The sequence below is a fragment of the Psychrobacter sp. APC 3279 genome (assembly GCF_030407795.1).
Lineage (GTDB): Bacteria > Pseudomonadota > Gammaproteobacteria > Pseudomonadales > Moraxellaceae > Psychrobacter.
Window position 1 is genome coordinate 123,516 of record NZ_JASDCR010000006.1, and the last position, 15,536, is coordinate 139,051.

At 43.9% G+C, this 15,536-nt stretch carries 8 protein-coding genes; 1 reads left to right on the top strand and 7 read right to left on the bottom strand.

The window, feature by feature from the left end; translation table 11 throughout:
* Positions 1 to 308 precede the first annotated feature (308 nt).
* On the top strand, positions 309 to 1,442 hold the full coding sequence (locus QL898_RS04600; protein ID WP_290175961.1) for an extracellular solute-binding protein: 1,134 nt from the start codon (positions 309 to 311) through the stop codon (positions 1,440 to 1,442).
* Between the two features lie 81 nt (positions 1,443 to 1,523).
* Here the strand turns inward: QL898_RS04600 and QL898_RS04605 are convergent, their stop codons facing one another.
* From QL898_RS04605 to pilQ, 7 genes are all read right to left on the bottom strand, one after another.
* Positions 1,524 to 2,735, bottom strand: coding sequence for an FUSC family protein (locus QL898_RS04605; protein WP_290175962.1), 1,212 nt, complete (start codon positions 2,733 to 2,735; stop codon positions 1,524 to 1,526).
* 289 nt (positions 2,736 to 3,024) lie between these two features.
* Positions 3,025 to 4,446: a glutamate synthase subunit beta gene (locus QL898_RS04610; RefSeq protein WP_290175963.1), complete on the bottom strand. Its 1,422-nt coding sequence runs from the start codon at positions 4,444 to 4,446 to the stop codon at positions 3,025 to 3,027.
* A 231-nt stretch (positions 4,447 to 4,677) separates the two neighbouring features.
* The gene (gltB, locus tag QL898_RS04615) at positions 4,678 to 9,141 is read right to left on the bottom strand and encodes a glutamate synthase large subunit (RefSeq protein WP_290175964.1); all 4,464 of its coding nucleotides are present in this window, start codon (positions 9,139 to 9,141) and stop codon (positions 4,678 to 4,680) included.
* Between the two features lie 864 nt (positions 9,142 to 10,005).
* Positions 10,006 to 11,094 (bottom strand): hypothetical protein, encoded by a 1,089-nt coding sequence (locus tag QL898_RS04620; RefSeq protein WP_290175965.1) that lies wholly within the window; start codon positions 11,092 to 11,094, stop codon positions 10,006 to 10,008.
* A 130-nt stretch (positions 11,095 to 11,224) separates the two neighbouring features.
* Entirely contained in the window at positions 11,225 to 12,331 is a 1,107-nt protein-coding gene (gene aroB, locus QL898_RS04625) for a 3-dehydroquinate synthase (protein WP_290175966.1), read from the bottom strand.
* Positions 12,332 to 12,406: 75 nt separating this feature from the next.
* On the bottom strand, positions 12,407 to 12,967 hold the full coding sequence (aroK, locus tag QL898_RS04630; RefSeq protein WP_102093188.1) for a shikimate kinase AroK: 561 nt from the start codon (positions 12,965 to 12,967) through the stop codon (positions 12,407 to 12,409).
* A gap of 205 nt (positions 12,968 to 13,172) precedes the next feature.
* Positions 13,173 to 15,524, bottom strand: a complete 2,352-nt coding sequence (pilQ, locus tag QL898_RS04635; RefSeq protein WP_290175967.1) for a type IV pilus secretin PilQ — start codon at positions 15,522 to 15,524, stop codon at positions 13,173 to 13,175.
* Between the last annotated feature and the right edge of the window lie 12 nt (positions 15,525 to 15,536).

The following is a 15,536-nucleotide window of genomic DNA, read 5'->3' on the forward strand; positions in this document are numbered from 1 at the left end:
TGATGTTCGTCATACTTCGGCCTGCGCCAATCATAGCATGGTTATATACTATATTTTTTCGATTCGACGTTAGCAGCTCGCTAGTAATTCTACTAAAAATTAGCTGTCATTCAGTTAGTTTTGCTACTCATCTCATTAGCCCAACTGGCTATTTTTATTAGTATTATTAAGCATTGCCCTAATAACAACCCTTTAAATTATATAAACTAATGACCATAATGGTTTTATTGGCCATGTTAGACTTTTATCTTTTTGGCTTTTTTATTGAATTTTTCTGATTTGCATTATCTTTATTTAGGAGAGATATTTTGACCCATTTATCATCGTCCCATCCATCTACTCACACCTCGGCTAGTATCGGTCGCATAGTACCAAAAGCATTATTAGCAGCGGCTGTCGGCTTGGTGCTTGCCAGCTGTAGCAACTCTGACAATGCAGCGGATGGCAGTGCTGCGGCGAGCAATGAGACGCTGAACCTTTACAACTGGTCAGAATATATGCCGCAAGAGATTTTAGATGGTTTTGAAGAAGAAACTGGCATCTCAGTTAATTACACCACATTTGACTCTAACGAAGCGATGTATGCCAAGCTCAAACTATTGGATGATTCTAGTCAGTATGACTTAGCCATTCCATCGACTTATTATGTCGAAAAGATGGCGAAAGAAGGGCTGTTGCAAGAGCTAGACAAATCTAAATTGAGCAATTTCAAGAACCTTGATACCTCATTTACCAATACCAAAGTCGATCCTGATAACAAATACTCTATCCCTTATATGTGGGGCAGCACCGGTCTAGCCATCAATGGTGACAGTGTCGATCCGAAAACTGTCAATAGCTGGAATGACCTATGGGATCCTAAGTATAAAGGTCAAGTGATGCTGACTAACGACGTGCGTGAAGTATTTGGTATGGCACTGCTGACCCTTGGCTACTCAGGCAATAGTAGCAATCCTGACGAAATCGAAGCCGCTTACGATAAGCTCACCACGTTGATGTCAAACGTCAAAACTTTTAACTCTGATGCGACACGTATGCCATATATCGAAGGTGAGACTGCGCTTGGTATGACATGGAATGGTGAAGCAGTCATGGCCAATGACGAAGGTTTGACTAGCTTGGTTTATAAGTATCCAACCGAAGGCGCTATCTTATGGATGGACAACTTTGTCATTCCAAAAAACGCCAAGCAAGTTGATGCAGCACATAAATTTATTGATTACTTATTGCGTCCTGAAAATGCAAAAATTGTCAGCGAAGAGATTGGCTACGCATCACCAAACATAGCAGCGCGTGAGCTGATGGATGAGAGCGTCCAAAACAATCCAACGATTTATCCTTCTAAAGAAGTATTAGCGAAAGCTGAGTTCCAAGAAGATGTGGGCGATGAGGCGTTGCAAGTGTATCAGCAGTATTGGGACAAACTAAAGACTGGTCGTTAATAGTTTTAATTTAGCATTTTAGAATAAAGTAGTCTTTGAAAAATAAAAACGCTGATCCTAAATGGTCAGCGTTTTTTTGCGCTATAAATGTAAATCCGTCTCGCCGCCCTGCTCTTTCATTCGGCGCTGCTCGCGGCGTTGATAGCCCAGACCGGATGCAGCAAACCAATGCGGCTTCGATGTTTGCAGTAAATCACTCAGCTGCTGCAACTGAGTCTGCAAGGTTTGTGTCAACCAGAAATAGCCCTGCCACTCAAATGCTAGGTGCTGTACGCTTGGATACTCCGAGACAGCAATACGAGTAATGGGTCGAAATACTTCATCGCTTGGACTACGTAACACCGCTGCCATATGCTGCATCGCTTGGGTTAGTTCGTGCTGATAATGTACCAATAAAACATGGTTTTCTTCATCAATCTCAATATTCGCCAAGCGCGGAGCCGCACTTAACAATAAATCAATCGTCCCGATAATATTACGGTGGGTACGTTGAATCGTCTCTAGCGTTTCCTTTTCAATACCTGACTCACTGGCTGTCGCCGCGATATGGGGTCGCACAGCCAGCAGGCGTTTATTGATCTGTTGTAACGCTGTGACCAACGCTCTATCAACGGGTACTTCCTTAACAGGAAGGGCTACTGGGTTTAACTTTTGAACAGAGTCGTCCACTACTCCATCCGTTGCGTCAATATGATGACCTACGCCAGCGTAGAGACTACTACAAGCGTCAAGGTTACTACTCAATAAGAACCGCCACATCAACGTTGATTTGAGCGGCAAAATTAGCGTCACTGCTACCGAAATGCCTGTCCCCAGTAAGATATTTAAGGCACGGTAGATGCCATCTTGACCAATGCTATTATTGCCTAAATCAGAGACAATCATCAACATAGTGATGCCCGTTAGCAGCCCTGTATACCCAAGCTGTCTGACGGCTAAATAGCCAATGATGCCGCTGAGCAGACCAATGAGCGCATAGTCCACCCACAACCATGCGCCTGCGTTCTGATTAAACCATAACACCCCAAGCGCAGTACCAATACCCAATAAAGTACCGATTACGCGCTCTTTAGCCTTGGTATAAATAGCGCCTTGGTATTGCAATAACCCTAGAATGATAAATACGGTAATGGTCGTCCATTCACCGTGCGGAAGATTGGTGATTTTATTTACCAATAGGGCCAATATCACAGCCGTACCTAGTCGGGTGGCATGTAGGATATCTGCATGTTGGTAGCGAACATAGGGTTCGACAAATGGAGCAGTGATACGCTGATAAAGGGTGGGTTTCACGCAAGGCTACTCTTTTTGGTTGGAATATTTAAGTGAGATATTTTAGTAAAGTATTATTAAAATATCTCAATAACTAAGGGTAAGTATAAATGGATATTCTATCAGCAAAATGACGGGCAAAAAATAACGCCTTTTACCCATTATTCACAGGTAAAAGGCGTTATAAAAAATATCCTAGCACACTATATTGACATCTACGCTATTGAAGATTGTTCATAAAATGACTTATCAAACGACTCATTGAAAACTGCGTCACTGTTAATGAATAATAGTCTATTACGCTAGCGTATTACACTTCTAGATAGTCTAGAATACCTTCCGCAGCTTCACGGCCTTCCCAAATCGCTGTAACAACCAAGTCAGAACCGCGCACCATATCGCCACCAGCGAAGATTTTAGGATTTTGGGTCTGGAATTTGAAGGTTTGCTTTTCGGCTGCTAGTACGCGACCAGAGCTGTCCATCGCCACTTGCTGAGATTCAAACCAATCAGCAGGACTTGGTCTAAAACCAAAGGCCATGATGACTGCATCACATGGGATGATTTCTTCAGAATTAGGGATTGGCTCAGGACGTTGACGGCCACGGTTGTCTGGTGCACCTAGCTGAGTAGTAACGACTTTTACGCCGTTAACTTTACCGTTTAAGCCGATGATTTCGGTTGGCTGACGGTTAAATAAGAACTCAACCCCTTCCTCACGAGCATTGACCACTTCGCGGCGTGAACCCGGCATATTTTCTTCATCACGGCGATAAGCACAAACTACTTTTTCGGCGCCTTGACGGATACTGGTACGGTTACAGTCCATTGCAGTATCGCCGCCGCCGAGTACTACCACTTTTTTGCCTTTAAAGTCGATGTACTCTTCAGCGTCTTTTTCCCAGTCATTGCAACGGTTCACGTTGGCAATCAGGTAATCTAGTGCATCATAGACTCCTGTCAGCTCTTCACCAGCGAAGCCGCCACGCATATAGGTGTATGTACCCATACCCATAAACACTGCGTCATACTCAGCCAATAGCTCATCAATGGTGACGTCTGTACCAATCTCTGTCTCTAAACGGAATTCGATACCCATGTCTTCAAAGATCACGCGGCGATTGCGCATGACGTCTTTTTCCATTTTGAACTCAGGGATACCGAATGTCAGTAAGCCACCAATTTCAGGGCGCTTATCAAAGACGACTGGTTTGACACCATTTCTGACCAAGATATCCGCACAACCTAAACCTGCTGGTCCTGCGCCAATGATAGCGACTTTTTTATCTGTCCAAACGACTTCAGACATATCTGGACGCCAGCCAAGTGCAAACGCAGTATCGTTAATGTATTTTTCTACATTACCGATAGTCACGGCACCAAAGCCATCATTTAACGTACAAGCGCCTTCACACAGACGATCTTGTGGGCAAACTCGTCCGCACACTTCAGGCAAGGTATTGGTACGGTGGCACAATTCAGCTGCCTGAAATATCTGGCCTTCTGTGGCTAGTTTTAGCCAGTTAGGGATGTAGTTGTGTACTGGACATTTCCACTCGCAGTACGGGTTACCACACTCCAGGCAGCGATGCGCTTGCTGAGCAACCGCTTCGTTTTCGAAAGGCTTATAAATCTCAACGAACTCTGTTGAACGCGTTGCAATGTCTTTTTTGGTTGGATCAAATCTTGGTACATCTAAAAACTGGAAGTTATTTTCTAAGCGTTTTGCCATGGTGCTATCTCTTTTATATAAGGCTCTTTTGCAGTGGGTGGCGACAGTCAGCGATGTTTGGTTTGTCTAAAATTTAAGACATATATCGCTGCTGTCACGTACCTGCTGAAAACCTGTGAGTTAAAACGTCTCTAAAAACGGAACGCTGGCTAACCTAATCAAAGCGACTGCCGATCTATCAATGCATTCCATCAATGCAGTCCATTGATACGATAGGCAGTCATGTATCGGCTATTGTGGGTCGGCCATGGTAGTTTTAAGAAGGCTTGCAATGTTCGCCGCTTTTGGCTTAACCAAATAGAACTTACGAACATAGTGCTCAAAGTCGTTCAGAATTGTCTGACCCCATGCACTGCCTGTTTTATCTACATGAGCTTCAATCACTTGTTGCAAATGGATACGATGCTCTTCTGTTTGCTCGCTTGAAATACGGTTTAGATCGATTAGCTCGTGGTTGCAACGGTCAAAGAAGTCGCCTTCCATATCGAGTACATAAGCGAAGCCGCCAGTCATACCAGCACCGAAGTTAAGTCCAGTACGGCCAAGAATCGTGACGATACCGCCCGTCATATATTCACAGCAATGGTCGCCTGTGCCTTCGATGACTGCGTGTGCGCCAGAGTTACGGACGCCGAAACGCTCACCTGCTGTACCGGCAGCGTATAGCTTACCGCCAGTTGCACCATAGAGACAGGTATTACCGATGATGGCCGTTTCTTGTGCTACAAAGTTTGAGTCTTTTGGCGGATAAATCACAATCTCACCGCCTGCCATGCCTTTGCCCACATAGTCATTGGCATCACCTTCAAGCTCGATATTTAAACCGCCAGCATTCCACACGCCTAGACTTTGTCCTGCGGTACCAGTTAGACGAAGCTTAATTGGCATATCGCTCATGCCAAGGTTGCCCCAGACTTGCGCAATCTCACCAGAAATACGAGCACCGATAGAGCGGTCACAATTACCAACGAAATAGCTATAGTCGCCGCCTGCCCCTTTACGAATGTTCACGAGCATATCGCTAATCATCTGCTCAGCGAGCAAGCCTTTATCAAACGGCTCATTACGCTCAACCTGACAAGTTTGTGCTTTGCCCACACTGGCTGGGTGACTAAATAGCAATGGTGTTAAATCAAGATGACGCTGCTTGTCCGTATTGCCTTCTAAGATATCAAGCAAGTCAGTACGACCAACCAGCTCTTCCATACTACGAACACCTAGCGCTGCCAACCATTCACGCGTCTCAGTTGCGACAAACTTAAAGAAGTTAATCAGCATTTCTGCTTCGCCAATGAAATGCTCATCACGCAACTTGGCTTTTTGAGTAGCAACACCTGTTGGACAGTTATTTAAATGACAGATACGTAGGTACTTACAACCAACTGCAATCATTGGCGTGGTACCAAAGCCAAAGCTTTCTGCACCCAAGATAGCAGCTTTTACTACATCCAGCCCTGTTTTTAGACCACCGTCAGTCTGGACACGTACCTTATCACGTAACCCATTCACTCGTAGAGACTGATGAGTCTCAGCCAAACCTAGCTCCCATGGCGAGCCTGCATGGTGGATAGATGATAGCGGAGACGCTGCTGTACCACCGTCATAACCCGAGATAGTAATCAAATCGGCATAGGCTTTTGCAACACCTGTCGCGATCGTACCAACACCTGGACGTGAGACCAATTTAACCGATACCAATGCATCTGGATTGACTTGTTTTAAATCAAAAATCAGCTGTGCCAAATCTTCGATAGAATAAATATCATGATGCGGCGGCGGTGAAATCAAGGTCACACCTGGCACCGAATAACGCAAACGTGCAATCAGCGCGTTGACTTTACCACCAGGTAGCTGCCCACCTTCACCAGGCTTGGCACCTTGGGCTACTTTAATCTGCATGACTTCAGCGGAACGAAGGTAGGCAGGCGTTACCCCAAAACGACCGGAAGCAACTTGCTTGATTTTTGAGTTGCGCAATGTGCCATAACGCGCAGGATCTTCACCGCCTTCACCAGAGTTTGAGCGACCACCGATGGTATTCATAGCCATCGCAATCGACTCATGCGCTTCAGGAGATAGCGCCCCTAATGACATGCCAGCTGAGTCAAAACGCGTCAAGATTTTAGAAATATCTTCTACTTCATTGACATCGATACTGTTGTCAGTTTTCAGTTGCAATAAATCACGTAAAGTCGCGACCGGACGGCTATTAACTAGATCAGCATAATTACGGTAATTATCGTAATCACCAGTACGTACCGCGGTATGCAGGCTGTTAATCACATCAGGGTTAAAGGCATGGTACTCTTTGTTGAAGACGAACTTAAGCAGACCACCTTGATCTAGAGGGGCACGACGCTTAAACGCATTGGCAGCCAGTTGCGCTTGATCAGCAGCAAGGTCTGCAAAGGTAGCGCCTTTGATTCGACTTTGTACGCCTTTAAAGCATAAATTGACGACTTCTTCTGATAGGCCTACTGCTTCAAACAACTGCGCGCCGCGATAAGAAACAATGGTAGAGATACCCATTTTTGATAAGATTTTCAGCAAACCTTTATCCAAGCCTTTGCGGAAATTAACACGGGCTTGAATCGGATCACCAAGTAGCTCACCAGTCGCGACCAAATCATCAATGACATCATATGCCAGATATGGATACACACAAGTTGCACCAAAGCCAATCAATACTGCTATTTGATGCGAGTCACGGGCAAGGCCCGTCTCAATGATTAAGTTAGCATCGGTACGAATACCTTGCGCGATTAGATAATGATGCACAGCACCAGTAACCATAATGGCATTGGCGGGTACTTTGTCTGCATCGATATCTTTATCAGACAAGACAATCAACGTATTACCTGAGCGAATGTTATCTGCCACTTGCTCACAAATAGCCACGATAGCATCAGATAGCTCTAGAGTACGGTCATAGTTTAGATCAATACGAGCCATCTTGAACGCTGGATCATCCAAGGTTTCAAGCTGCTGCATTTTGCTGGCTGACAATACTGGCGATGACAAAATAATACGATGCGCATCTCTCGCAGATGGCGCAAATACGTTAGTCTCAGCGCCTAAGCAAGTCTGCAACGACATCACGATAGATTCACGTAATGGATCGATTGGCGGATTGGTCACCTGTGCAAACTGTTGGCGGAAGAAGTCACCGACATGGCGAATTTGCTGCGACAGTACAGCCATTGGCGTATCGTCACCCATTGAGCCGACTGGTTCTTGACCATTTTCAGCATTAGGGCGAATGATTTCTGTACGCTCTTCATTGGTGATGTGATACATTTTTTGTAGCGCTTTTAGCTTATCACCGCGGCACGCTTGCGTTGCCAACGTCTCTTCTAGACGCTCATCATCACGAACACGCGTCGCTTCTTCACGTAACCATTTGCGATATGGATGCGCCGTTTTTAGTAAAGTTGCAATAGCCGTCGTATCTAAAATTTGACCTGTCAACGTATCAATGACCAACATTTGACCAGGTCCAACGCGACCTTTTGCCAATACATCTTGTGGCTCGTAATCCCAAACGCCCACTTCTGATGCAACAGTGATATAGCCGTTCTTAGTGGTTACCCAACGTGAAGGGCGCAGACCGTTTCTATCGAGCATACAGACCGCATAGCGTCCATTTTGAATAACTAGACCTGCTGGACCGTCCCATGCTTCCATATGCTGTGAGTAAAACTCATAAAACGCACGCAGATCCATATCCATGCTATCAACATTCTGCCACGCTGGTGGTACCAAGATAGACATTGCATGGAACAGGTTCATACCGCCAGACATAAGCACTTCAAGCATATTATCTAAGCTAGATGAATCAGAACCGGTACTATTTACAAGTGGTGTCAGCTCATTCAAGTTAGGCAGTTTGTCTGATTTTAGCTTGGGCGTACGGGCTTTAGACCAGTTGCGGTTACCTGTAATAGTATTTAACTCGCCATTGTGCGCAAGATAACGGAATGGCTGTGCCAGAGGCCAGCGCGGTAATGTATTGGTTGAGAAACGCTGATGGAAGACTACGATATGTGACGCCAAACGCTCATCTTGCAAATCCAAGAAAAACGCTGGTAAATCTGAAGGCATTACCAAGCCTTTATAAATAATGGTCTGACAACTCAATGAACAGACATAGAATAACTCATCATCCGTCAAACGCTGCTCTGCTTTTTTGCGTGCAACAAATAGCTTACGGTTGAAATCATCAGCAGCCAAGTCATCTGGTGCATTAACAAACACTTGCTTAAAGTCTGGCAATGTCTCACGACCAATCTCACCAACAATACTCAAATCGAGTGGTACATCACGCCAGCCAGCCACTTCTAATCCTTGGGCAGTAATCTCATCGCTTAATACTTGTTGGCTATGCTTGGCTTTATCGCTATCTAAATTAACGAACACCATACCAACAGCAAAGTTGTCCGTAATGGCAAATTGCTGCTCGTCAGCAATCTGTTTAAAGAAATCGGTAGGCGTCGCTAATAGTAAGCCACAACCATCACCAGTTCTACCGTCAGCAGCAACACCGCCGCGATGTGTCATACAACTTAAACTATGAATGGCAGTTTTTACCAAATCATGGCTCGCTTCACCCTCAATATGGGCAATTAGGCCAAAACCGCAATTATCAGAAAAATCATCTGGCGTGGCCAGGTGTGTTTGTGAGGAAATCATTGACATAGCTTGTCCTTTTAAGTAGACGGGCAACTTACATTTCCAATGCGGAGTATAAGTTGGTACCCGTAAGCAGAACGGGCTGATAGTGGATATTCGTGTGTTCGAATTAGCAAATAGTGCAATGCTCGATAGACATCATACTCTAAGAGAAAGTAAAACCCTTGACCCTCCTGGTCATTAGCTGATGTCTTGACATATGGTCCGTGTATCAAAAGATAGTAAGTAGCAGCCCTTGGCAACGGGAGAATCTACGCCCTTAAATGCCAGTTACTCAATCAGTGATATCTAATGCCATTCATTTAAGCATCATTTGTTATGTTGTCATGACTAGCATTTAGAGCTAAGCATACAATAACTTAATAACGGTGCACTTGTTTAACTTGAATATCTGACGCTCTGTATTCAAGCACTTTGTTTACCCTAAAAAGAGTGACAATAAGAGAGGTTGCGTCACTTACGATAACCTTATTATAGATAGTAAGTAACCGCGCTTGAGACAATAATATTTAGTAAAGAACTCTAAAAACTAAGAAAAAACCACTAAATAGTTGTTAAATAGACATTTTTTACGATAACTATACAGAACGTCGCCCACAGTTATATTAGTTAATGATTGTCGAAAAATCTAGTCTTTTCTATCGATTCATCAGCCATAAATTGTAAGAGGACTTATTACTATTGGTTATGAGACAAATAAAACTGCTATTAAAATTTTAATGCAAACCATATAAATGACGGTTAGCAAAAGGCTCTGACAATACTTAGCAGTAATAGCTTGCCGCTTATTGTGACGATAAAACCATTTTGTATAGTGCTAAAAAAACCCACTAACCAAATAGCTAGTGGGTTTAATTAATCAGGTAAAAATTAATTACTCTTGTCTTCTATTAGCGCTTTTATACTATCGCTATTACTCTTGGGAGGATTAGCGTTAGCACTTTTGCCATTAGCATTTGAATTATTGTTCGTGCTGCTAGGGGGCTTAGGTGTTGGCACGACTGGTGGCTTCTTACTAGTAGAGTTCTCCGCCGGTGCCGCAGGCTTTTTATTTTCTGATGCGGGCTTACTTGCGTTGTTTTCGTCTTTTGGCGATGTTTCAGATATTGTCTGCGTCTCACCACCAACTGTACGCTCTTCGCTAACAGACAGCGTGGCAGAGGTATCTACCGACTGACGAATACTTTCTTGAGTACTGCTACTATTAGCGCTTTCTTGGTTACCTCTATTACTGTTAGCACTAGCAGCTTGAGCAGCGGCGTCATCAGCTTCTTCTTGCAAACGAGCAGGCACTTCACGCTTAGTAGGTTTCAAATCGACGGCACGCGTACGTTTCGTACTTAGATCTTTTACTGGATCAGGACGCTCATAATTATCAATGATACTGACATAGCGATTAATTTCTTCTGGCAATACACGTACGTTTGTAGGTAACTTAAAGTCTATTAGCTTTGCGGCGCCTACCGATTCTTGCGGACTACTCATAATCCCATAAGTCAGCATATAACGGACTTGTTTTTCATCATCCAGATAACGGAAATAAGCAAATTTATCACGATCTTGACGACCTTCTAGGTAACTAACAATCACATCATTTTCAGCGACATTCATTACTTGAACAGTCCACTTGCCTTTGTTAGCCAGCAGATAACGCTTGTCTTTGAACTCGTCCGGATAATCGCGCAAATCTCGAATCGTTGCATCAAAGTTAATCGGTTGTACATCCGTATCTAACTCATGTAGCGATTCAACTTTTAATGGTTGCTCAAACTCTTCATTTAAAATCTCTGGCGCTGATATCGGTGCATTTTCAATTTTGGCACCCATGGCTGGCGTTTGACTAAACATCCATACTAACGCTGTGACCACCCCTAAAAGTAGGGTCACTATTAGCCAAATCAGTGCTTGACGACTGTATGATTGGCTAGCAGTACGCGTTTTTGTTTTTGATGTTGCCATGAGGCGGTCCTTGGTAAAAACATGTTTTACAGCATGGTATAAATGCTTATTTAAACAGAGGTACAGCTAACCAGTTGGCTATAAGTACGAGATTTTAGTATAAATATATAAACGATAAATTCTTGAGACGTTACGCGCTATGTTTTGACAAAACTTCATGTAATAGTTCGCCGTCAAACTCATTAGTCATTACCGCATCGCCAATTGATTTTAACAAAATTAGGCGGATTTGTCCGTGTTTCACTTTTTTATCGTGGCCCATTAAATCTAAAGCAGTGTCTACATCGATAGCTGGTGGCGTAATAGGTAAGTTTGCCAATTCTAAAACACGCTTAATACGTACAACTTCATCATCAGTTAGCCAACCAATTTTTTGCGATAGCTCAGCTGCTTGTACCATACCAGCCGCCACTGCTTCGCCATGCAACCAATTGCCATAGCCTTCATGTGTTTCAATCACATGACCAAAAGTATGACCAAAGTTCAATAGCGCGCGCACACCGGACTCTCTTTCGTCTTGTGCCACTACATCGGCCTTGTACTGACAGCAGCGCTTTACAGCTTCACCGAGTACTGCCAAATCAAGCGCCATCATTGCAGACAAGTTTGCCTCAAGCCACGTTAAAAATGCCTCATCCATGATAAGGGCATATTTAATAATTTCAGCCACTCCAGCCGATAGCTCACGCGCAGGCAGTGTCTTAAGCGTACTCATATCGGCAAGCACCATTTGCGGCTGCCAAAAAGCACCAATCATATTTTTACCTTGCGGATGATTAATACCTGTTTTACCACCAACACTAGAATCTACTTGTGACAATAGTGTCGTTGGAATTTGAATAAAATTGACACCGCGCATAAAGCTAGCAGCAGCAAAGCCAGTCATATCACCGATTACACCGCCGCCAAGGGCGATAAGTGTCACATCGCGATTGAAGTGCTCTGTCATCAGCGCATCATAAATCTGATCAATACTTGCCTGATTTTTGTATTGTTCACCATCTGGCAGTACGCACACCTTTACCGTAAACTGCTCTGCTAACTCATCTTCTAATGCTTTTAAGTATAAAGGTGCCACAGTGTCATTAGTGACAATCAAAACCTGAAGGCCACTGATATAAGGCATGATCTGCTTCGCCATACTGCTATGCTCAGTCGCAGATTGTTCAGTAATGACAATAGGATAATCATGACTTTGCGTATGAACTATTAGGCCATCATGAAACGGCATTACCATGTGATACTCCTAAAGCATTTTCGATGAGGTAAAAGTAATTGAGTCTGCATATCAATCGTAGTTGCCAGTCTATTACTAATCTTCTTGGTGCGCTGATGCGTCGGTAGTGCAATCGACGAATGATTCTAGCTGCTGCATCAATTGATTGACCATGTGGCGTGGGTACGTGTGACCAGTAGGCATAATAATATGGGCGACTTGGCGATAGAGTGGATCGCGAGCACTATACAAATCTTGCAATATTTTTCTAGGATTAGGCTGCTGCAATAATGGTCGAGACTTGTCTTTAGAGGTGCGTGCCAGCTGCACCTCGACAGGTGCATTAAGATAAACGACGATGCCACGCTGTTTTAGGAACTCTCGGTTTTCAGCACACATGACTGCACCGCCACCGGTCGCTAATACGATTTGAGAGTTTTGGGTCAATTCATCAATGGCACGCGTTTCACGCTCACGGAAACCTGCCTCGCCTTCTTTGGCAAATATCCAAGCAATGTCGGCACCCGTCTGCGATTCAATATACCAATCGCTGTCTACAAAAGTGCGACCTAACTGCTTGGCAAGCAGTTTTCCGATTGTCGTCTTCCCTGCTCCCATCGGACCCACTAAAAACACCGACGGTAATTCCTGCCCCATAATACTTACTCAGCTAAATTAGGTATGATACAACGTCATCGTTATTCTGGCTAGTAATGAGCCGTGATTATTGTGAGTAAAATTTAGAGTGTATCATTCATCGATACATACATAGATATTACAACGCTAAAACCACTAATTTCGCGCACAAAAAAAGTAAGCACTATGGCTTACTTTTTTTAGTAACTAGCTAAACAATTTATGATTAGTTCAGACGACTCGTACCATCATTAATAAGCTTTGGGGTCACAAAGATAAGTAGCTCTTCTTTGTTATTACTACGTACATCGCGACGGAAGGCACGACCGATATAAGGCAAGTCTCCTAGGAAAGGTACTTTATCTACACCGTTATTGGTACGGTTTTTGAAGACACCGCCTAACACCACTGTCTGACCATCTTCAATAATAACATTGGTTGATATAGAGTCCTCAGAGATGGCAACCTGATTATTAATGATTGTCGGCGTGCCGTTGGTAATGACCAATTGCAAACCAATTTTACCATCAGGTGTGATGTTTGGTGTCGCTTCTAGACTTAATGCAGCCTCTCTAAAGCTGGTTGTCGTCGCACCACTGGCTGACGCTTCCTGATACGGAATCTGAGTACCAGAAGAGACCTTTGCTGTTTGCTTGTCCGCCGTCAAAATCTTAGGTGTAGAAATAACTTCACCGCGGTTATCCGCTTGCAGTGCTGATAATTCAAGATCTAACATTACATTAGACATACTGAGCAAACCAAAGGCGATACTACCCGCTGGGTTAGAAACACCTAAATCAACGTTTAGGTTATCAGGACGAGTAATGTCATAAGAAGGATAAGAGACTGTTTGACCATTAACGGTCGTCGTCTCTACATCAAAATCTTTCAAATCCCATAAGGTTTGATCGCTACCGCCAACCAACAAGCTGCGGTTATTAGCTGCACCGTTTGACAAGATACCCCAACGAACACCAATCTCTTTACTGAAGCTATCAGTTGCACTGACGATACGTGCTTCAATCATGACCTGACGAACAGGAATATCAATCTTGCTAATTAATTTATGAATGTTTTCGATACTGTCAGCAACGTCTTTAATAATCAAAGTATTGGTACGTTCGTCAACCGTTACCGTCCCACGATTGGATAACAACGTATTATTATCCTCACGATTTGATAGGCCACTATTATTGCCGGTCGCGCCGCTACCTTGCGAAATAAGCGTTAAGACATCTTGTGCCTTTGCATAGCTTAAACGAATGTACTCAGTACGCAGAGGTGCGTAAGCTTGAACAGCTTGCTGCGCTTCTAATTCACGTGCTTCTTGCTCAGCGAGCTCAGTAGAAGGCGCCACCAAAATCACATTACCATTCTCACGCTTGCCCAAGTTTTTGCTTTTCAAAATAATATCAAGGGCTTGATCCCAAGGAACGTTAATCAAACGCAAAGTGATGTTACCAGCAACGGAATCACTTGCCACGATATTCATCTCAGTAAACTGCGCCAAAATATCTAAGACACTACGAACCTCAACATCTTGGAATTCCATAGATAGCGGTTCACCACTATAGACTCTTTCTTCCAGCGTCGGCTCACGTAATAGCTCGGGCTTTTTAATACCAATATTTAACTGGTTACCTGATTGGTAGGCTTGATATTCATAATCATCATTCAAATTAATGGTGACGACGCCATTCTGTCCTTGGTTTTTAGTATCAATACTACCAACAAGGCCACTGTTAATATTCAATCGGCGTAGTAAGTTTCTCGGAACCGTACTACCAGTCAAACGTACGACAAGTTTATTACCTTGGCGCTGCACATCTACTGGAATAGCTTCGTTGGCCAGTACCATGCTGACATTACCGCCACCATCACTGCCTGCTGAAAAATTGACTGCGCTTAGACCATCATAACTGTACTGTCTACTCACTTGTGACGAAGCAAGCTGCGGATTTAGTAGTGGATTGACTCTTACCACCATCGTATCGGCTGGCACTTCGTTTTTTACTACTGTGGTACTGGTTGTTTGCACAGCCGCCACAGGAGTAGCACTCGTCTCGACAATTGGTGTCACGACTGCCGTAGTGGTTATACCACTGTTGTTATTAAGGACGTCTTGTATAGGGTCATCAGTAATCACTGGACGGTTAGGATCGGTAATCGTCAATAGTAGATCATTACCCTCAATCGCTGTCGTGTAATTTCCTGACTGCTTGAGACCAACGATAAGGCGCGTTGTGCTATCGCTACTCAAGGTGGTGACATCGTTGACCATACCAATATTATATTCGTTAAAACGGCTAGCAAGCCCATTCTGTACTTGTTCGAAATCTAGGACTAAGCGACTAGGTTCATCAAGCTGATAGGCTGCAGGCAATACTGGCAATCCTGTAAACCCCAAACGCATTTGCGTCACTGCAGGTGCGGTCTGTACTACAGAGACATTATCGATGCGCTGTGCAGCATGAGCACTATTAGTCACAGCCACCATACTGACTGCCAGTGCTGAAATGGCAAAAGCAGAAGACATGCGGTTGCTCATCATCATTACCTTGTTATTGCGTACTGTCATTATTTATTCCTC

Coding starts and splice junctions, on each gene's coding strand:
- QL898_RS04620 (WP_290175965.1), bottom strand. CDS start 11,094: ATGGCAACATCAAAAACAAAAACGCGTACTGCTAGCCAATCATACAGT.
- aroB (WP_290175966.1), bottom strand. CDS start 12,331: ATGGTAATGCCGTTTCATGATGGCCTAATAGTTCATACGCAAAGTCAT.
- pilQ (WP_290175967.1), bottom strand. CDS start 15,524: ATGACAGTACGCAATAACAAGGTAATGATGATGAGCAACCGCATGTCT.
- aroK (WP_102093188.1), bottom strand. CDS start 12,967: ATGGGGCAGGAATTACCGTCGGTGTTTTTAGTGGGTCCGATGGGAGCA.
- gltB (WP_290175964.1), bottom strand. CDS start 9,141: ATGTCAATGATTTCCTCACAAACACACCTGGCCACGCCAGATGATTTT.
- QL898_RS04610 (WP_290175963.1), bottom strand. CDS start 4,446: ATGGCAAAACGCTTAGAAAATAACTTCCAGTTTTTAGATGTACCAAGA.